Here is a 20158-nt window from a genome sequence, read left to right on the forward strand (position 1 = left end):
AATACAGATGAGGAAGAGAAAAGGAGCAGTTATTCTGGCACTGGCAATGATGCTGTTACTGGTTCCGGTCATGGCACAGGCGGGAACGTGGAGACAGAATTATATCGGCTGGTGGTGGCAGGAAGCGGATGGAAGCTGGCCTTCGAATGAATGGAAAAGTATCAACGGAAACTGGTATTTGTTTGATGCGGATGGATATATCCGTTATGGATGGTACTGGGATGGAACAAACTGGTACTATCTGGGCGGAAAGTCTGACGGAGCAATGAAAACCGGATGGCAGGTTGTGAATGGAAACTGGTACTACATGTACAAGGACGGAAGAATGGCGGCAAATACCTGGATTGGTTCCTGTTATGTCAACGGTTCCGGTGTGTGGATCCAGAATGCAGTCAAAAGCCAGTGGATCCAGTCTGGAAACCGGTGGTGGTATCGCCATCCGGACGGAAGTTATACAGCAAATAACTGGGAAACCATTAATAATAAGAAGTATCATTTTGACAAAAATGGCTGGATGCAGACCGGCTGGCAGAAGATCGATGGAATCTGGTATTATCTGGGACCAGCAGGTGGTGGAGCGATGAGAAGCAGCCAGTGGGTGGAAGAATGTTATCTGGGTGCTGACGGCAAGATGCTGACTTCCTGCTGGGTGGACGATTACTATGTAGGTGTATCCGGTAAAATTGCAAAGAATCAGTGGGTCGGCGATTCTTATGTTGGCGCCGACGGAAAAAAAGTAAGCAGCCAGTGGGTTGGCGATTATTATGTCGGTGAAGATGGAACTTATGTAAAGAATCAGTGGGTTGGTGATTACTATGTCGGTCCTGACGGAAAATACGAGAAAAACCAGTGGGTTGGCGATTACTATGTCGGCGAGAACGGTAAGAAAGTGAGAAATACATGGATCGATAACCGGTATCTGGATGCTGACGGAAAATGGGACAGAACAAAACCGGTACCGGTTCCGCTGGAGGGGATTAAAGTTTCAACCACAGGAACATTGCTGAAACCGGGGAAGACATCCGGGATCGACCTGTATTTTTTTCCGGAAAATACGACAGATGATCGGACCGCTACATGGAAATCTTCCGATGAATCGGTTGCAACGGTTGAAGACGGCATCGTAACCGGACATAAAGCGGGATATGCAACGATAACCGTAACAGTTGGCGAGAAATCGGAAAAGATTGAATATCTGGTAGTGCCGACGAATCCATCAGAATTAACGATGAAAATCGCGTATTATACTTCCGATGCTTCCTGCGTAAAATTTGGAGAGTACGCACAGGTTTCTGTGTTCTTACAGCCGGGAAACTTTGATATTACCAGCTATGCAACGATATCCGTGGATGATGAAAATATTCTCAAAACAAACAATGGAGTGGGAATGCTGTGGTCCGTCGGTATCGGAGAAACAACAGTACGGGCAGCCTATGAAGATCTGGAAGTGAGCAGTCCGGTAAAAGTAGTATCGGAAGATGGCAATCTGCAGGAACTTTCTTTCGATAAGAAAATCTTATATCTGGAAAAAAATCAGACGGGAAGTATCCGGCTGATATCAAAACCGGCAGTGTATGCAAACAGTCAGGCTGTAAAATGGGGAAGTACAGATGAAAATGTGGTAACGTGGGATCCTGTCTATGGACTTCTTGCAAAGAAACCGGGAAGAGCGACGATCTATGCGGAGATTATGGGAAAACGGGCAGAATGTGAAGTGGTCGTAACCGGAGAAGAAGATGCGGTTGAATATTCCTACGATACAGAGTATGCCCAAACTATTTTTGACGAAGTGAACAGACTGAGGGTAGCGAATGGGGTAGAGCCTTTTGTATGGAAGGAAGAAGATGCGCTTTATGCTTCGAAAGTCCGCGCGGGCATCTATGAGAAAAACGGAGACCCCATTTACGACAATATAGAAACACGCTGCCTGGAAAATGAAAGTACGCAGGATGTGCAGATTGATTGCAGAACCGGTCTGGATTACGTGGAAGATTATCTTCTGGATGCAATGATGCAGGATTCCTCCTGTTTGATGCAGCTTATGAAACAGACGGATGAGCCACTGACCGCAGGCTGTGCCGTTGTCGTGAAAACAGTGGATGGAAGAGTGGAAAACCGTACACTGGTGTTTACGATCGGACCGTCAGAAAGTGAACTGGGACAATATACACAGCAGGAAAGAAAAGAATACTGGGCAAACTGGATGGGAATTTTACCGGAGGATGCAGACAATTATCTGTTTTAGCGAGTGAGCAGCCCGGAGGAGTTTTAAAGGAGGAAGCGAATGAAAAATAAGGCAATCAAAAAGGCCTTTGCGCTTGGGATGTCAGCATTGCTGTTTGCAGCGACCGGTGTTCCAACCACGGTACAGGCGGCAGGCTGGAAACAGAACACAACCGGCTGGTGGTGGCAGGAAGACGATGGAAGTTATCCGATCAGCAGATGGCAGCTCATCGGGGGAAACTACTATTATTTTGATCAGAACGGGTATATGAAGACCGGATGGCTGAAACTGGGTGTGGACTGGTACTATCTTGGTGGGGCGAATGATGGAGTCAGGAAAACCGGCTGGCAGCAGGTTGGCGGAACCTGGTATTATCTGAATGATAATGGAACGATGGCGGCAGATACCTGGATCGGAGACTGGTATGTGAACAGTTCCGGAGCGTGGACAAAAACAAGACAGCCGGCGCAGTGGATCCAGTCCGGAAACCGCTGGTGGTATCGTCATGAAGATGGCGGCTATACAAGGAATGGCTTCGAGATGATCAATGGAAAAACCTATTATTTTGATGCTGCAGGCTGGATGGTTACGGGTTGGAAACAGGTCGGTGAGGACTGGTACTACTTTAATGCGTCCGGTGCGATGGTAACAAATGTGTGGGTTGGAGATTACTATCTTGGGGAAGATGGTGTGATGCTGACGGACACCTGGATCGGTAAGTATTATGTGGATGCCAGCGGAAAATGGGTTCCGAACAAAGGAAAAGAAGACGGCGAACTGGAATCTATCCAGATGGATCAGAAGAGTGCGGCATTGTGGATCGGAGAAGAGATGACACTGGAAGTGATCTATCAGCCCGCTGATACCACCGCAGATAAAAGTGCGACCTGGAGCAGTTCCGATGAGAAAGTTGCGAAGGTTACAGATGGAAAAATAACCGGTGTCGGAGAAGGAACAGCGACGATTACAGCAAAAGTCGGAGGGAAGAAGGCAAGCTGTAAGATTGTGGTAGTACCTAAGTTTAAGATTGAAAATCTGTCATATGATGAAGAAAAGGGATATACCACCATCAATTTTGGCATAGATGCTGTAGATAATAGTGGAGAATTATTTTCTGTGATAACAGAGGACACGGAGGGGATAACAGGAGTCGAGTGGAAGCTGTCGGATGAGTCACTGGTAGAGGTAGAAACGTACAAAGAAGACTACGGTGATTATGTGGTGCTCAAAGGTCTCAAAGAAGGAAAAACGACACTCACAGCATCCTACAAAGGGAAAAGCGTTTCGATGGACATTGTCACCAAAAAGGTTGCGCAACTGGAATCAATCAATTATTCACAGGAAACATACACAAGAAAAGTGGGAGAAAAATTCCAGTTATTTCCTGATACCTATCCGGAAAATGCCTATGTAACCACAGGCACACTTGATTTCACATCAAGCAATCCCAAGGTTGCAACGGTGGACGGAAGTGGTACAATAAGAACGAAAAAAGAAGGATATACCACGATCACTGCTACTTATGGACGCATGGGAGAACTCAGTGCTTCATGCACACTCAAGGTAGAGGGATACGCAGACAACCAGGAACTGGAAATGATCCAGTATGAACCGGAAAATGGAGCGATTAATAACAATCCGATCCGTCTGGGAGTAAGAACCAAACTGAATGTTGTTGTATATCCGGTCACCTATCCACATGAGGAAAGTGATATCAAGTTTACGATCACTAAGCAGAATATGTCTATGTATGAGGGAACTGCGAGAATCAAAGACGGATATATTGTAGGAACTTCGAAGGGAACCGTAGAAGTAGAAGCATCACTGGACGGATGCGACCCGATTCGGTTTAACCTTACTTTCGGGAACTGACAAAAGCTGTACCGGAAGGCACGAAGTCTCTGAAAATAGAAAAGAAACAGAAAAACGCCTCTCACGAGTCGAAATTTTCGGCTCGGGGGGCGTTTTTGCGTGGGAGAAAACAAAGAAAATTATCTGAAAATGAAAACCATAAACACGTTCTGTGCGTCTATATAGTAAAGCAACCAAAAAGCTTGGTGATCGAATTTGATGTACTCTCGGAGTCTTTCTGCACTTGCTTTTGTGGCTGATTTTCCGTCAGCCGCACCCAAATTTCATCAACGTACGCACCGCGTACGCCTCAGAAATTTGGGCACAACTGACAAAAAATCATCTCACAAAATCAGGCACAGAAAGATTCCGAGAGTACATTATGATGCAAAGGAGGAAGAACATGAGGAACAAAACAATGAAAAAGGGATTGGTTATCGGGATGTCAGCGGTTTTGCTTGCATCCTCACTGGTTCCAGCCAATGTACAGGCGGCTGCCTGGAAACAGAACAAAACCGGCTGGTGGTGGCAGGAGGATAACGGAAGTTATCCGGTCAGCACATGGAAAAGTATCCGGGGGAACTGGTATTATTTTGACCAGAACGGCTATATGAAGACCGGATGGCTGAAGGAGAAAGAAAACTGGTACTATCTTGGAAGTGCCAATGATGGAGCCATGAAAACCGGCTGGCAAAAAGTGAATGGAAGCTGGTATTATCTGGATGCTTCCGGTGTGATGAAGACAGGATGGCAGGGAACGAACACAGGCTGGTACTATCTGGATCCATCCGGAGCGATGCATACGGGCTGGCTGAAAGACAACGATGCCTGGTATTACCTTGGAGGCGCCAATGACGGAGCCATGAAAGTCGGCTGGCAGCAGGTCGGTGGAACCTGGTATTATCTGAATACGGATGGAAAGATGGCAGTGGATACCTGGATCGGCAACCGGTATGTGGACGATTCCGGAGCATGGACGAAGACGAGGCAGCCGGCGCAGTGGATCCAGTCGGGAAAACGCTGGTGGTACAGACACGAGGACGGCAGCTATACGAGTAACGACTTTGAGACAATCGGTGGAAAAACCTATTATTTTGATGCAGAAGGCTGGATGATTATCGGTTGGAAACAGCTGGGTGAGGACTGGTATTATTTTGATGCTTCCGGTGCAATGGTGACAGGTGCATGGGTTGGAAATTATTATCTGGATGAAGACGGTGTGATGGCAACCGATACCTGGATCGGCAACTATTATGTAGATGCCAGCGGGAAATGGGTTCCGAATAAGGTAAAAGAGGAAGGCGAACTGGAGTCTATCCAGCTGGATCAGAAAAATGCAGCGCTGTGGATCGGAGAGGACATGACGCTTACGGTTATTTACAATCCGGCAGATACCACTACAGACAAAAGCGTGACATGGAGCAGTTCGGATGAAAATGTTGCAACGGTTGTGGATGGAAAAGTAACCGGCGTTGGAAAAGGAACAGCGACCATCACGGCAAAGGTTGCAGGGAGAAAGGCGACCTGTAAGGTGGAGGTAACACCGGAACTTCGGATTGTGTGTAGCGACTATGAAGAACGGGGATATTTGCCTTTTGGTACAGATGAAATAGGAGAAAATGGTGCGGTAATGTTTTTCCCGGAGAACGGTGAATTTATCGATGAATTAGTAGGGACAGAGTGGAGTATAGCGGATGAGTCGATAGCAGAAATTACAGAGGTCATACTGGACGGTAAAGCGGTAAATGTCAGAGGTTTGAAAGAAGGAACAACAACGCTTACGGCAACGTTTAAAGGAAAGAGCACTTCTATGGAGATCACAACCAAAAAAGTTGCAAAACTGGAATCGTTAAGCTTTCCGCAGGAGACATACACGAAAAAAGTCGGTGAGAAATTCATTTTACTTCCGGATCCATATCCGACGAATGCATATCTCAGAAGTTACGAGTATTATTTTACCTCCAGTGATCCGGATGTAGCATGGATAGAGTCGGGAAGTGGCGTAGTAAGAACAAAAAAAGAAGGCACTACAGTCATAACGGTTAATTATGGTGGAGGTCCTGGTGCAGTAGGAATAAATGCATCGTATACACTGAAAGTAGAAGGCTCTTCTGACGATACTGTCCCAGAGCTGATTCGGTATGAACCTGAGAATGATCATGGTATTCCAGTGGGAGAAAGAGTAAAACCAAACATTGTGGTATATCCGGTAACGTGTCAGTATATGGCAAAAGATATTAAGCTGACAGTAATAGGGCAGGGTCCAGGAGAAGGAAGTGCAAAGATTGAAGATGGAGAAATTATAGGAACCTCGCAGGGATGGGTAGCAATAGAAGCATCTCTGGAAGGATGCGAACCGATACAATTTTGGTTGTATTTTAATGATGGCAGTTATAATTAAGGGTGAACCATAATTCATAAGTAGTGAAGTAACCAAAACCAATTTCACATGATACCTGAAAAAACAGAACAATAAAAAAGAAGTCCTGCCGATCCGAAAAGTTTCCGGGGCGGCAGGACTTTTTCTCTGTTATCCGGTCATAAAAAGAAAAAATCAAACAAAAATTAAAACCGAAATCCCATCTGAAGTATCTATATAATGGAGCAGAAAAATCGACAAAATCTGCGAAAAGATCTCATCCATTACAGAACATGGATGGAAAGAGTGGAAAACAATTTTTGTAATATAAAAAAATTGTGGTATAATAATTACGAAAGGGAGATGAAAGAGTTATGAGAAAATTCACAGGGAAAATGGTGGCGGCGCTTCTTGCAGGAACGCTTCTGTTTTCGTCAGTTCCGACGGTTTACGGAGCTGAAATGGATGAAAAGGTGGTAACAGAAGGGGTAGAAACGACTTCGGAGGTTACAGATGATGTACAGCTGTCGGAAGCAGAGGAATCTTTGGATACGGCAGAGCCTGCGGTACAGGAGAAACAGAATCCGGCAGGTTCGGTAGCAACATTCGAGGAGTCATCGGAAGAACCGGAGGTAACGCCGGGAGATGACAAAACTCCGGGATGGAAAGAAGTGGATGGTCAGAAATTTTATCTGGATAATGATTTGAAACGGGTGACCGGCTGGAAACTTCTGGATGATTCCTGGTACTGGTTTGATGAAGAGGGGATTATGCAGACCGGTTGGATAACCGTCAATGGAAAACGGTATTACCTGAACAGCGATGGACGCATGCAGATCGGCTGGATCCAGGAAGGGGATACCTGGTATTTTGCAAATGGCAGCGGGGAGATGCAGACGGGCTGGTTACATAAAGGTGGCAGCTGGTTCTGGCTGAATGCAGACGGAACAATGCAGAAAGGCTGGGGCGTAGTCAAGGGCTTCTGGTACTATTTTGATCCGGTCAATGGCGATATGGTAACCGGCTGGATGCAGGACAAAGACAACTGGTATTATCTGACCGGAAGCGGAGCCATGCAGACGGGCTGGTTACACCATGGAAGCAACTGGTATTATCTGACTGGCAGCGGAGCCATGGCACAGGGCTGGACCAGTGTCAAAGGAACCTGGTATTATCTGACACCGGGTAATGGCGTGATGAAAACCGGCTGGCAGCATATTGGAAACAACTGGTTTTACCTGACCGGAAGCGGAGCGATGCATACCGGCTGGATGCAGGTGGGTTCCACCTGGTATTACTTTAACCGAAGCGGAGCGATGCTCAGAGGATGGAATGTAGTCGGATCTGCGTGGTACTATTTTAACGTAAACGGTGAGATGCAGACCGGTTGGAACAATATCAACGGATCCTGGTATTATCTTGGCGGCAGCAATGACGGAGCCATGAAGACCGGATGGATCAGCGACAGAGGAAGAAACTATTATCTGAACCCGGACGGTGTGTGGAAAAACATCCGGATCGGTGTAATCGGAAACAACGAGGCGGGAGCGATCACTACCGCAGTAAAATTTATAGAAATGGGTGTGGATGCAACCGTTGTAACCGGAAGTTTTGATCCGTCCCAGTATGACGGCATCGTCATTCCGGGAGGCGGTGACCTGGATCCGTCCAGATATGGACAGGCAAATACAGCAAGTAAAAATATTGATAATGCACTGGATGACAGACAGATCGATGCAGTGAAGAAATGTGCACAGGCAGGAAAACCGGTATTTGGTATCTGCAAGGGTGTGCAGCTGATCAATGTGGCTTTCGGCGGAACACTGAACCAGAATATCGGCGGTCATATGGGCGTATGGCATTCTGCCAGTGTTGTTGCAAGCGGATGGTTCTCCGGAATTTGTTCCGGTTCGGTCAGCGTTCTCAGCTACCATCATCAGTCCATCCGTGATTTGGCACCTGGTTTCCAGGTAGATATGCGTGCAGGAGACGGAACCATAGAGGCAATCTCCAACAATGCGAAACACATCTATGGTGTGCAGTTCCATCCGGAACAGATGAATAATGAGACAGGAAACCGCTGCATCAGACAGTTTGTCGTTACCTGTACAAATTAAAGCAACGGAAAAGATATTATATCCATAAAAAGAAGAAAGAGGCAGAAGAAATTCCATCAGATGGATTTCTTCTGCCTCTTTGTATCCTGAGAGTTTTATAAGAAATTTTACTGCTCCCAGCGTCCCGAAGCCCCACAAGGAAGCACCAGTCCGGTATCGCGAACCGGAAGTCCAATCTCCTGAGAGTCCACGTGACCGTGAAATGATTTCAGCTCGGTAGCGATCATATAAGTCAGTACCGCCGGAGCCAGTCCGGTCGTGTAGGAATTTACCAGGAAGAATAACGGATCATCACTGAGCAGTTTTGCACACAGTTTGATCAGCGGATGGATCGCTTCCTCGATCTTCCAGATCTCCCCTTTTGGTCCGCGGCCGTAGGACGGCGGATCCATGATGATCGCGTCATAATGGTTGCCGCGGCGGATCTCACGCTCTACGAATTTGACACAGTCGTCCACGATCCAGCGGATCGGAGCGTCCTTGAGACCAGAGGAAACCGCATTTTCCTTTGCCCAGGTAACCATACCCTTAGAAGCGTCTACATGTGTAACGCTTGCTCCTGCTGCAGCAGCGGCAAGGGTAGCGCCACCGGTGTAGGCGAAGAGGTTCAGCACTTTGATCGGGCGTCCGGCTTTACGGATCTTGTCACCGAACCAGTCCCAGTTAGTTGCCTGTTCCGGGAAAAGACCGGTGTGTTTGAAGCTGAAAGGCTTTAAGTTGAAGGTCAGGTCTTTGTACTGAATGGTCCACTGTTCCGGAAGATTGAAGAATTCCCACTCGCCGCCGCCTTTTTTGCTGCGGTGATAATGACCGTTCATCTTTCTCCAGCCAGGATTCTTCTTCGGGGTATCCCAGATGACCTGCGGGTCTGGACGAACCAGCAGATAATCGCCCCAGCGTTCCAGTTTTTCTCCCTTGGAGGTGTCAAGCACCTGATAATCTTTCCATTGATCTGCAATCCACATGATAAAAATATCCTTTCTTTCTATATAAATGGTTCTTTTTTTCTTATATCTTCCTATAGCATACCATAAACCGGAAAGGCAATACAACAGCTATTTGAAAATGCAAGTTTTATAAAGAAAAGTTTCATAAACCACCTTAAAAAATAAAATACATCCGTATAATTTGCCGAAAATGCAAGTGTTTCTTGACATATGGTCACTTTCCCGATACAATATTTTCTAGTAGCGTTGTGTAGCGTGAAAGTGAAACGCTGCATGATGAATCATGTTGTAAACAAAAGCACAGGAGGAGACCTATGAAACCGTATAGTCAGTTAAGCAAAGAAGAATTAACCGCTCTGAAAGAAGAACTGGAGAAGCAGTTTGAGGATGTGAAAGGCAAGGGCCTGAAACTGGATATGTCCCGTGGTAAACCGTCAAAAGCTCAGCTGGATCTGAGTAACGGCATGATGGATATTCTGAACAGCCAGGTAGATCTGGTAAGTTCAGATGGAGTAGACTGCAGAAACTATGGTATTCTGGATGGTATCAGCGATGCAAGAAAGCTGCTGGCCGATATGAGCGAAGTGCCGGAGAGAAATATCCTGATCTATGGCAATTCCAGCCTGAACGTTATGTTTGATACCGTTGCTCGTGCCATGACACACGGATTTCTGGGAAGCACTCCATGGTGCAAATTAGATAAAGTAAAATTCCTCTGTCCGGTACCCGGATATGACCGTCACTTTGGTATCACCGAATTCTTTGGAATCGAGATGATCAATGTGCCGTTACTGCCGACCGGTCCGGATATGGATATGGTGGAAAAACTGGTAGCAGAAGATCCGGCAATCAAGGGTATCTGGTGTGTACCGAAATACGCAAACCCGACCGGTATTTCTTATTCCGATGAGACAGTAAGAAGATTCGCTCATCTGAAACCGGCAGCAGAAGACTTCCGTATCTTCTGGGATAATGCATATTCTATCCATCATCTGTATGATGACAAGAGAGATGTCATTCTGGAACTGTTAAATGAATGTGTCAAAGCAGGCAACCCGGATATGGTCCTGAAGTTCATCTCTACCTCAAAAGTATCCTTCCCGGGATCCGGTATCGCAGCCCTGGCAGCATCCGAAGCCAACCTGGAAGATGCGAAAAAATACATGCGTGTGCAGACCATCGGTCATGATAAACTGAACCAGCTGCGTCACGTAAGATTCTTCAAAGATATGCAGGGAATGTACGCACACATGAGAAAACATGCCGACATCCTGCGTCCGAAGTTTGAAAAAGTATGGGAAGTCCTGGACAGAGAACTGGCTGGTCTGGAGATCGGTACCTGGACAAAACCGGTAGGTGGATATTTCATTTCCTTTGACTCTATGGAAGGATGCGCGAAAGCCATCGTAGCGAAAGCAAAAGAAGCCGGTCTGGTACTGACCGGAGCAGGTGCAACCTATCCATACGGAAAAGACCCGAAAGACAGCAATATCCGTATCGCTCCGTCTTTCCCGACCGTAGAAGAACTGGAAGTTGCTGTTGAGATCTTCGTTCTGAGTGTGAAACTGGTAAGTATCGACAAACTTCTGGAAGCATAAAGATAAGACAAACGAGGCTGTTTACCGGAAAAAAATCTTCCGGTAAGCAGCCTTTTTCGAGCATTGATTTTCCGGCTTTTTTCAGAAAATGGGTTTACCCGTCATAGGTTCGGTGTTAGAATAATGTGGAACAGGCTGAACGCGAGGGGGATATGCGAAAGTCTGTGAAAGTAAATGAAGGGATAATGCGGAAGTTTTGGCAGCTTTGACACAGGGAAGAAAGAAGCGGATCATGCCGGAAAAACCGCAGGATCAAAAGAAAGTAAGGGATTATCTATGGCAAAAAAGAAAAAGAAGAATGCGAAGAAACTGGTTCTTGGCGTACTGATTGCGTATGTGGCGATCATGGCTCTGGGATATATGGGCGTTTCCTATTATTTTTCCAGCCATTTTCTGAAAGGAACCACCATCAGCGGGATGGATTCCAGCAATAAGACAGCGGATCAGGTGAAAAAGAAGATCCAGAAACAGCTTGGTCAATACAAACTGCGGATCACGGAGATCGACGGAAAGACGGAGACGATCCAGGGATCTGCGATCGATCTGACCTATGTGGATGACGGAAAGATTGATGAACTGTTAAGTTCGCAGGATCGCTGGAAATGGATCACTGCATTTTCAGCGAAAAAGACATATGAACTGGCAGTTACGACTACTTATGATGAGAAAAAACTGACCGGTGTGCTGGATGATATGAGCTGTTTTCAGCAGGAAAATATCGTGGCACCGGAGGACGCTTATCTGAAGGAACAGGACGGTGAATATGTGATCGTTCCGGAGGTGGAAGGAAATACACTGGATCGCACCAAATTGGAGAGTGCAGTCAAAGATGCGATCGAAAACGGAAAGACAGAGATCAATCTGGAAGAGCTGGGATGTTATGAGAAACCGTCTGTTTTACAGGATGATGCGGGTCTGATCGCGGAGAGAGATGCAAAAAATCAGCTGTTAAAAGTGGACATCACCTATGATTTCGGTGACCGGAGTGAGACGGTAGACGGTTCTGTGGTCAAAGACTGGCTGATTCAGGACAGTGACGGAAACTGGACGGTGGATGAGAGCAAGGCAGCTGCCTATGTGCAGCAGCTGGCTTATAAGTACGATACATTCGGTCTGACACATGAATTTACTACACATGCAGGGAATAAGATTACCTTAAAGGGCGGCGATTACGGCTGGGTCATAAAAAAGAGTGAGACAACTGCAGCCCTTGTGGAATACATAAAAGAAGGAAAGACCGGAACCGTGGAACCGGTATATCTGTATGAGGGCAAGAGCCGTGACACCAACGACATCGGCGGCACTTATGTGGAGATCAGTATTCAGGATCAGGAAATGTGGTGCTACAAAGACGGTGTGGTTGTGGTGGATACCCCTGTGGTAACCGGAAATGTATCCAAAGGATACGATACCCCGGCAGGCAGTGTCTGGGCGATCGATGCGAAAAAGCATGATGCAGTTCTGAAAGGAGAAGGCTATACACAGCCGGTGACCTACTGGATGCCATTTAACGGCAATGTGGGAATCCACGATGCGGATACCTGGCGGTCACAGTATGGCGGCGAGATCTATAAAACGAGCGGTTCTCACGGATGCGTCAACACACCGACCGCAAATGCGGAAAAGATCTTTAACACCGTAGAGATCGGAACTCCGGTTATCGTATATTAGGAAAAGGAATCAGTCAGTGACCGGAAACGGTGACTGTGAAAAATAAGTTTGGAAAGAAAGAGTAGGAGAAAAAAGATGAAGATTGTAGTATTGGCAGCTGGAACCAGCACAGAACGTGAGGTTTCTATTGTATCGGGAACAAATGTGTGTAAGGCACTTCGTTCTAAGGGACATCAGGCGATTCTTGTGGATGTATTTTTCGGTAAGGAAGGTGCAGATTCTGCCACTGCTTTTGATGGAGATTATGATGTAGATGCGGAGGCAGCGTATATCAGCAGCTTTAACGATCAGGTAAAGGATGCGGTAGCAAGCGGAAGAGAATTCTTCGGTCCGGGTGTGATCGAGCTGTGTAAGGCAGCGGATGTGGTCTTCATGGCACTTCACGGAGCCAATGGCGAAGACGGAAGAGTACAGGCGTACTTCGATTTGTGCGGCATCCCGTATACCGGAACCGGCTATCTGAGCAGTGCGATGGCGATGGACAAAGGAATCACGAAAAAAATCTTCCTGACATCCGGCGTTCCGACACCGCGTGGCGTGGAGCTGAAGAAGGGAAAAGACAGCACAAATCTTGCTGATCATAACATGGAACTTCCGGTTGTGGTTAAGACCTGTTGTGGAGGTTCCAGTGTCGGTGTGTATATCACAAAGACACCGGAAGAATACGAAGAGGCACTGCAAGGTGCATTCTCCTACGAGGATGAAGTGGTAGTAGAGGAATATATCGAGGGAAGAGAATTTTCCGTTGGTGTGGTAGACGGAAAGGCATATCCGATCATCGAGATCGCCCCGGTAGAAGGCTTCTACGATTATAAAAATAAATATTCCGCAGGTGCGACGATCGACACCTGTCCGGCGGTTCTGACCGAAGGACAGACCAGACAGATGCAGGCATATGCAGAGGCCGGATGCAAGGCACTGGCAGTCGAGGGCTATGCAAGACTGGATTTCCTGATGAAAGAGGACGGCTCCATGTACTGCCTCGAAGCCAATACGCTGCCGGGTATGACACCAACCAGTCTGCTTCCACAGGAGGCGGCAGCACTGGGCATCGATTATGCACAGCTGTGTGAAAATCTGATTGAGATTTCCATGAGAAAATATCAGAAATAAGAATCTATTATAAAAAGAAAAAAGAGGAAATTGTAATGATGAAGAATCTTACACTGGAACATATCGCGGCTGCCTGCCACGGAACGTATTACGGACCGGAGGAGAAAAAAAGTCAGTGCATCGAAGCAGTGACAACGGACAGCCGGAAAATAGAAAAAAACTGCCTGTTTGTGCCGATTGTTGGTGCAAGAGCAGACGGTCACAAATTTATCGATCAGGTCATGGAGCAGGGAGCGCTGGCTACCTTAAGTGAACGCCCGTTAGGAGATGTGGAGTTCCCTTATATTCAGGTGGAATCTTCTCTCCAAGCGGTGAAAGATCTTGCAAAATATTATCTGGAACAGTTACAGATTCCGGTTGTCGGCATCACTGGAAGTGTGGGAAAGACCAGCACGAAAGAGATGATCGCAGCAGTTCTGGAACAGAAGTTCCGGGTATTAAAAACACTTGGAAACTTTAACAACGAACTGGGACTTCCGTTGACGGTATTTCGTCTCTGTGAAGAGGATGAGATCGCAGTTCTGGAGATGGGAATCAGTGATTTTGGAGAGATGCACCGTCTGGCTTCGATCGCACAGCCGAATACCTGTGTGATCACCAACATCGGAACCTGCCATCTGGAAAATTTGGGTGACCGTGACGGTGTGCTGAAAGCCAAAACAGAGGTTTTTGACCATCTGAAACCGGATGCAACCGTGATCTTAAACGGGGACGATGACAAACTGATCACGGTAAAAGAAGTGCAGGGAAAAGCTCCGATACACTTCGGAATGAACCCGGACTTCCCGTTATATGCCGATGAGATTGAGAGCAAAGGTCTGAAGGGAATCGCCTGTAAGATCCATACGCCAAAAGGAGCATTCTCCGTGGTTGTGCCGATCCCGGGACGCCATATGGTTTACAATGCGCTGGCAGGAACAGCCGTTGGTCTGGCGTACGGCATGGAACTTTCCGAGATCCAGAAAGGAATCGAAAGTTTACAGTCGTTAAGCGGCCGGTTCCATATTATTGAAAATGAAAATTATACAATCGTGGATGATTGCTACAACGCTAATCCGATGTCCATGAAAGCGTCTCTCGGTATCCTGAAAGATGCGATGGGAAGAAAGGTTGCCGTACTTGGCGATATGGGAGAACTCGGTGCGAATGAGAAAGAGTTGCATAGAGAAGTCGGAACTTTCGCGGGAACCTGCGGGATTGATCTTCTGATCTGTGTGGGTACTCTGGCAAAAGAGATTGCAGAGGCGGCAAAGATGAGCAGCAAAGCGGAAGGAAAAGCGCTGGGGATTGTTCATTTTGCCACACTGGAAGATCTGCTGGCTCATCTTGGAGAGCAGGTAAAACAGGGCGATACGATTCTTGTAAAGGCTTCTCATTTTATGAATTTTGGAAAAGTAGTGGAGGCATTACAGAAATAAAGAAAACGAAATATATTGAATAATAAAAAAGAACGGGTCACCGGTATTAAACCAGTGGCTCGTTCTTTTTTAATGTTTCAAGAATCTGTGCTCTTGTGTATTCACCGATATGTTTTTTGTCCTCCTTGGAGAGTTCAGACGGACGGAACGGTTTGCCGTATTCGAGTACCACGTGAGTTTTCCGAATCTTCGGGAACTGTTTTTCGAAGATGGATACGGTGTTGTTCATTGCGATCGGTACGATCAAACAGTCGGTTTTGGTTGCCAGACGGAAACTTCCCTCATGAAAGTCCAGCAGATCCAGGTCGCTCTCGTTCCGGTTTCTGGTTCCTTCCGGGAAGATACATACCGAGATACCGGATTTGATCAGGTCGATACCTGTCAGGATGGTCTTCAGACCTTTTTTGATGTCTTTCCGGTCAAGGAAGAGACAATGGAGATAGCGCATCCAGTTTGAAAGCAGCGGTATTTTCTCCATCTCTGTTTTTGCGATATAACCGGTCAGCCGCGGGCAGCGGGTGTAGGTAAGCAGGATGTCAAAAAAGCTGCGGTGGTTGCCGATATACAGGACAGCTTCGTCCTTCGGAACCAGTTCTTCACCGATCACTGTAACTTCCACACCGGTCAGCCACAGGATAAAGCGGAACACTGCCTGGATCAGACGCAGGGAGCTGATATCCTTGGTATAAGGTTTGAATTTACCGATGATCCATTCGACGATCAGAATGGGAATGGAGAGGATCAGAAAACCGATGACAGTAATACATACTAAGAGAAATCTTATCATATGTGCCTCCGTTATTAATTGTATGATGTTAGAGATTCAAGTTTAGAAACCTTCCCGTAAGCAAGCTTGCGTCAGGTTTCCGAATTTAGTCCCTAGAGCGTGTCTGAAAAATCATTTCCGCAATCTGCAAGCCCAACTTTGCGGTATATTTTACCCTCATTCGGTTGCCGTAGCCCGCTACGCCGCTCTCATTCGGATAAAATCTCCCACAAACTGAGACTCGCAGCTCACGAAAAGCCTTTTTCAGACACGCTCTAGTATCATAATATTATATAGGAATTTATGAAAAAAATCCACATAAAATAATAGGGATCAATCGTGGGGGAATAACGATGAACAGGAGTGTGGTATTGCTGCTTCTGATCGCCGTGCTGGCGGGGAGTATCTGGGGGTGCGGCATGATGCAGCAGAAAAAAGGGAAGGAACATGCGGTGGAATATACGGTACTGGGAGAAGATCAGATACCCGACGAGATCCGGAAAGTGGTGGATGTGAAAAAGCAGGAAGAATTTCAGATGACCTATCAGGAGGAGGATATGTTGTATCTGCTGCAGGGATATGGCATCCAGAGCAGCGGCGGTTACAGCATCCGGGTGGAAAAAGTCAGTGAAAATGATACGGAACTCCATGTAAAGACGAAACTGATCGGTCCGGAGGGGAAAAGTGGGGAGACGGAGGGGATATCCTGCCCGTATCTCGTGATCAAGGTGGAAAACCGCCATAAAAAAGTAGTGTTTGATTAGGAGGGAGTTTATGGAACTGCGAAAAAAAGAACTGCATATGCTGCGAAAGAAAAGCGAGGCTCAGAATCAGATCACCTTTGATGAGGATTTTAATGTGCCGGATCACAAAGCGGATATCGGGCAGATGATCCAGAAGAAAGGCGAGGTGGAGATCGACCAGGTACAGGTGAGCGAAGGAAAAGCAGTGATCCAGGGGCAGCTGGTCTTTCGGCTTTTATATGTGGCAGACAGTCCGGGACGGACGGTTTCGAGTCTGGAGGGGAAACTTCCGATCGAGGAGACGTTGCATCTGGACGAGGTGCGAAGCGGGGATAAAGTCTGCCTGAAATGGGAGATTGAGGATCTGACGATCCACCTGATCAATTCCCGGAAACTGAATATCAAGGCGATCGTGGAATTTTTTGCTGTCGTGGATGAGAATACGCAGGTGGCAGTACCCGTGGAATTAAAGGGCGCTGACCAGATTTCCACAAAGAAAAAGACGATTCGGGTGCTGACGCTTGGTGTACATAAAAAAGATATCCTGCGGAAAAAAGAAGAGATCACACTTGCCTCGAATAAACCGAATATTCATCAGATTCTGTGGAAGGATATTCAGGTACGGGGACTGGAGATGCGGGCACAGGAGGGAAAGGTGACCGCGCGGGGCGAACTGTCGGTATTTGTGCTGTATGTGTCCGATGATGAGGCAAATCCGTTGCAGTGGCTGGAACAGACGATACCATTTTCCGGGGAACTTTCCTGCACGGGATGTACGATGGATATGATCCCGTATATCGACACGACGATGCTGCAGTCCAATCTGGAGATCAAACCGGATGCAGACGGGGAAGAACGGGTGCTTCTGGTGGATGTGGTGCTGGAACTGGATATGAAACTGTATCAGGAGGAGACGGAGACCATTCTTCTGGATGTCTATACGCCAAAACTGGAATGTATCCCGCAGAGGGAGCCGCAGATGCTGGAACAGCTGGTGGTAAAAAATGCGGCAAAATGCCGTGTCAGTGACCGGATCTCCGTTGCCGAGGCGCAGGGAAAGATTCTGCAGATCTGTCACGGAGAGGGCAGTGTGAAGGTGGACAGCGTGCAGCCGGTAGAGCACGGGATCCAGGTGGAAGGTGTTGTGCAGGTAAGGATCCTCTACAGCATCAGTGACGATGAGATGCCGTTTTATTCCATGGAGACGATGATCCCGTTCTCGCAGATGATCGAGGGCGAACAGGTCAACGGGCAGTGCGGCTATCAGCTTCAGGCAGATCTGGAGCAGCTGTCGATGGTGATGCTTGACAGCAGTGAGATCGAGGTGAAAGTGGTGCTGAATCTGAACACACTGCTGGTGACCCAGTGGGAGGAGAACATCATACAGGAGATCCAGACGAAGGAACCCGATCAAAAGAAACTGGAGGAAATGCCGGGCATCGTGTGTTATGTGGTACAGCCACAGGATACGCTGTGGGATATTGCAAAAATGTTCTATACCACGATGGATGATATCCGGAAACTGAACGATCTCGGAGAGGGGGAAGTCAAACCGCGTCAGACACTTCTGGTGGTGAAAAACAGTGAAGGGTGAGCAACGTTTCTGTAAAAAAGAGTAAGACGCAGGCAACTTTAGTTAGTGATAAAAATATATGAAAAGAGTTGCTTGTATTTTCGGAAAAAACATAGTAATATATGCTTATATGAATATTGTATACAAAGTACATTGCAAAGAAAAGGGGCAGAAAGGATGCGTTTACAGGCTTTTGCGAAGATCAACCTTGGGTTGGATGTGTTAGGAAAACGGGAAGATGGATATCACGAAGTCCGCATGATCATGCAGACGATCCGGATGTATGACCAGCTGGATATGAAAAAGAGTGAGGAGCCGGGGATTCATCTGACGACAAATAAAAATTATATCCCGGTCGATGAAAGTAACCTCGTATACCGGGCGGCGAAACTGATGATGGATACCTGTGGGATCACAGAAGGTGTGAGCATCCATCTGCATAAGGTGATCCCGGTGGCAGCAGGCATGGCGGGAGGAAGTTCCGATGCAGCTGCGACACTGGTAGGTATGAACCGGCTGTTCCGGTGCGGGCTTTCCAAAAACAGACTGATGGAACTCGGCGTACAGATCGGTGCGGATGTTCCATACTGCGTGCTTCGCGGAACGGCACTGGCAGAGGGAATCGGAGAGAAACTGACGGTACTTCCACCGATGCCGGACTGCTGGATCCTGATCGGAAAACCGGGCATCAGCGTATCTACCAAATATGTATATACAACACTTGATCTGAACACCGATACGGTACACCCGGACATCGACGGGATGCGGAAAGCACTGGAAGACGGTGATCTGTACGGTATCACTGATCGGATGGGAAATGTCTTACAGGATGTGACGATCCCGGCTTACCCGGAGGTGGAGACGATCAAGGAACGGATGAAAGCCTGGGGAGCGGTCAACGCGATGATGAGCGGAAGCGGCCCTACGGTTTTCGGAATCTTTGACAACGAAGAAAAAGCACAGGAGGCGTGCCAGAAGCTGCGGGAGAGCGGATTATGTCAGCAGGTATTTCTGACAGTGCCGTTTAACAACTATGGAGGAAGGACAGCGGATGACAAATGATTTACACCTGGAAATGAATGAATATCTGCCACTGCGGGATGTGGTTTTCAATACACTTCGTCAGGCGATTCTGCGCGGGGAGTTAAAACCCGGAGAGCGGTTGATGGAGATCGCACTTTCCCAGCGGCTTGGCGTAAGCCGTACTCCTGTCCGGGAGGCGATCCGGATGCTGGAACAGGAAGGTCTGGTGATCATGATCCCGAGAAAAGGCGCGCAGGTTGCGGAGATTTCCGAGAAAGACCTGAAAGATGTGCTGGAAGTCCGGCTGGGACTGGAAGAACTGGCAGTGCGGATTGCGTGTCAGCGGATCACAGAGGAAGAACTCGAAGAGCTGGAACAGGCGGTGAAAGAGTTCGAGGAAGCGATGAAAAGAGATGATCTGGGAGCACTTGCGGCGGCAGATGTCAAGGTGCATGAAGTGATCTACGGAAGCACCCACAACAAGCGTCTGGTGCAGATCATCAGTAACATCCGGGAGCAGATGTATCGCTACCGTGTGGAATATCTGAAGGATGTGGAGAGCCGGAAAACGCTGGTAGAAGAGCACTACGCCGTATACCGGGCACTCAAAGCGAGAAATCAGCAGCAGGCGGTGAAAGATATCTGTATCCATATCGTGAACCAGCAGGACGCGATTCTGCGCAGTCTGGAGCAGATGAACAAAGAGGAACAGCCAAAATAAAAGATCGAACAGGAAAGACAGAACTCTGTGTGGA

The 20158-nt window shown here is 47.4% G+C and carries 14 protein-coding genes and 1 pseudogene; 12 read left to right on the forward strand and 3 right to left on the reverse strand.

What is annotated here, in order from left to right; genetic code table 11:
- Positions 1-7: 7 nt before the first annotated feature.
- The 4 genes from ETP43_RS03145 to ETP43_RS03160 all read left to right on the forward strand — a co-directional run bounded on the left by ETP43_RS03145 (position 8) and on the right by ETP43_RS03160 (position 8551).
- A complete protein-coding gene (locus ETP43_RS03145) occupies positions 8-2245 on the forward strand; it encodes an Ig-like domain-containing protein (protein ID WP_129257006.1) in 2238 nt (745 codons plus the stop codon).
- Between the two features lie 39 nt (positions 2246-2284).
- Positions 2285-4096, forward strand: a complete 1812-nt coding sequence (locus ETP43_RS03150) for an Ig-like domain-containing protein (protein ID WP_129257007.1) — start codon at positions 2285-2287, stop codon at positions 4094-4096.
- 382 nt (positions 4097-4478) lie between these two features.
- Complete coding sequence (locus ETP43_RS03155; RefSeq protein ID WP_181951932.1) at positions 4479-6476, forward strand: Ig-like domain-containing protein; 1998 nt, start codon at positions 4479-4481, stop codon at positions 6474-6476.
- A gap of 332 nt (positions 6477-6808) precedes the next feature.
- A complete protein-coding gene (locus ETP43_RS03160) occupies positions 6809-8551 on the forward strand; it encodes a gamma-glutamyl-gamma-aminobutyrate hydrolase family protein (RefSeq protein WP_129257009.1) in 1743 nt (580 codons plus the stop codon).
- 107 nt (positions 8552-8658) lie between these two features.
- Here ETP43_RS03160 and ETP43_RS03165 read toward each other — a convergent pair whose 3' ends face one another.
- Positions 8659-9516: a class I SAM-dependent methyltransferase gene (locus ETP43_RS03165; RefSeq protein ID WP_129257010.1), complete on the reverse strand. Its 858-nt coding sequence runs from the start codon at positions 9514-9516 to the stop codon at positions 8659-8661.
- A gap of 296 nt (positions 9517-9812) precedes the next feature.
- On the opposite strand from ETP43_RS03165, the gene ETP43_RS03170 reads away from it, so the two are divergent.
- From ETP43_RS03170 to ETP43_RS03185, 4 genes are all read left to right on the forward strand, one after another.
- Positions 9813-11096, forward strand: coding sequence for a PLP-dependent aminotransferase family protein (locus ETP43_RS03170; RefSeq protein ID WP_129257011.1), 1284 nt, complete (start codon positions 9813-9815; stop codon positions 11094-11096).
- Between the two features lie 276 nt (positions 11097-11372).
- Positions 11373-12767 (forward strand): L,D-transpeptidase family protein, encoded by a 1395-nt coding sequence (locus tag ETP43_RS03175; protein WP_129257012.1) that lies wholly within the window; start codon positions 11373-11375, stop codon positions 12765-12767.
- A 75-nt stretch (positions 12768-12842) separates the two neighbouring features.
- Complete coding sequence (locus tag ETP43_RS03180; protein WP_129257013.1) at positions 12843-13880, forward strand: D-alanine--D-alanine ligase family protein; 1038 nt, start codon at positions 12843-12845, stop codon at positions 13878-13880.
- A 38-nt stretch (positions 13881-13918) separates the two neighbouring features.
- Complete coding sequence (locus ETP43_RS03185; RefSeq protein WP_129259420.1) at positions 13919-15298, forward strand: UDP-N-acetylmuramoyl-tripeptide--D-alanyl-D-alanine ligase; 1380 nt, start codon at positions 13919-13921, stop codon at positions 15296-15298.
- A 46-nt stretch (positions 15299-15344) separates the two neighbouring features.
- Here ETP43_RS03185 and ETP43_RS03190 read toward each other — a convergent pair whose 3' ends face one another.
- Positions 15345-16085: a lysophospholipid acyltransferase family protein gene (locus ETP43_RS03190; protein WP_129257014.1), complete on the reverse strand. Its 741-nt coding sequence runs from the start codon at positions 16083-16085 to the stop codon at positions 15345-15347.
- Positions 16086-16236: 151 nt separating this feature from the next.
- A pseudogene (locus ETP43_RS18260) lies at positions 16237-16332 on the reverse strand (DUF6783 domain-containing protein); the annotation flags it as partial.
- Positions 16333-16417: 85 nt separating this feature from the next.
- Between ETP43_RS18260 and ETP43_RS03195 the strand changes: the two are divergent.
- The 4 genes from ETP43_RS03195 to ETP43_RS03210 all read left to right on the forward strand — a co-directional run bounded on the left by ETP43_RS03195 (position 16418) and on the right by ETP43_RS03210 (position 20124).
- The gene (locus ETP43_RS03195; protein ID WP_129257015.1) at positions 16418-16828 is read left to right on the forward strand and encodes a protease complex subunit PrcB family protein; all 411 of its coding nucleotides are present in this window, start codon (positions 16418-16420) and stop codon (positions 16826-16828) included.
- A 10-nt stretch (positions 16829-16838) separates the two neighbouring features.
- Positions 16839-18401, forward strand: coding sequence for a DUF3794 and LysM peptidoglycan-binding domain-containing protein (locus tag ETP43_RS03200; protein ID WP_022400233.1), 1563 nt, complete (start codon positions 16839-16841; stop codon positions 18399-18401).
- Positions 18402-18557: 156 nt separating this feature from the next.
- Positions 18558-19442: a 4-(cytidine 5'-diphospho)-2-C-methyl-D-erythritol kinase gene (gene ispE / locus ETP43_RS03205; protein ID WP_129257016.1), complete on the forward strand. Its 885-nt coding sequence runs from the start codon at positions 18558-18560 to the stop codon at positions 19440-19442.
- Positions 19432-20124 (forward strand): GntR family transcriptional regulator, encoded by a 693-nt coding sequence (locus ETP43_RS03210; protein WP_022400231.1) that lies wholly within the window; start codon positions 19432-19434, stop codon positions 20122-20124. Before ispE ends, ETP43_RS03210 begins: the two co-directional genes overlap by 11 nt.
- Positions 20125-20158 lie beyond the last annotated feature (34 nt).

The sequence above is a fragment of the Blautia faecicola genome, assembly GCF_004123145.1.
Taxonomy (GTDB): Bacteria; Bacillota; Clostridia; order Lachnospirales; family Lachnospiraceae; genus Oliverpabstia; species Oliverpabstia faecicola.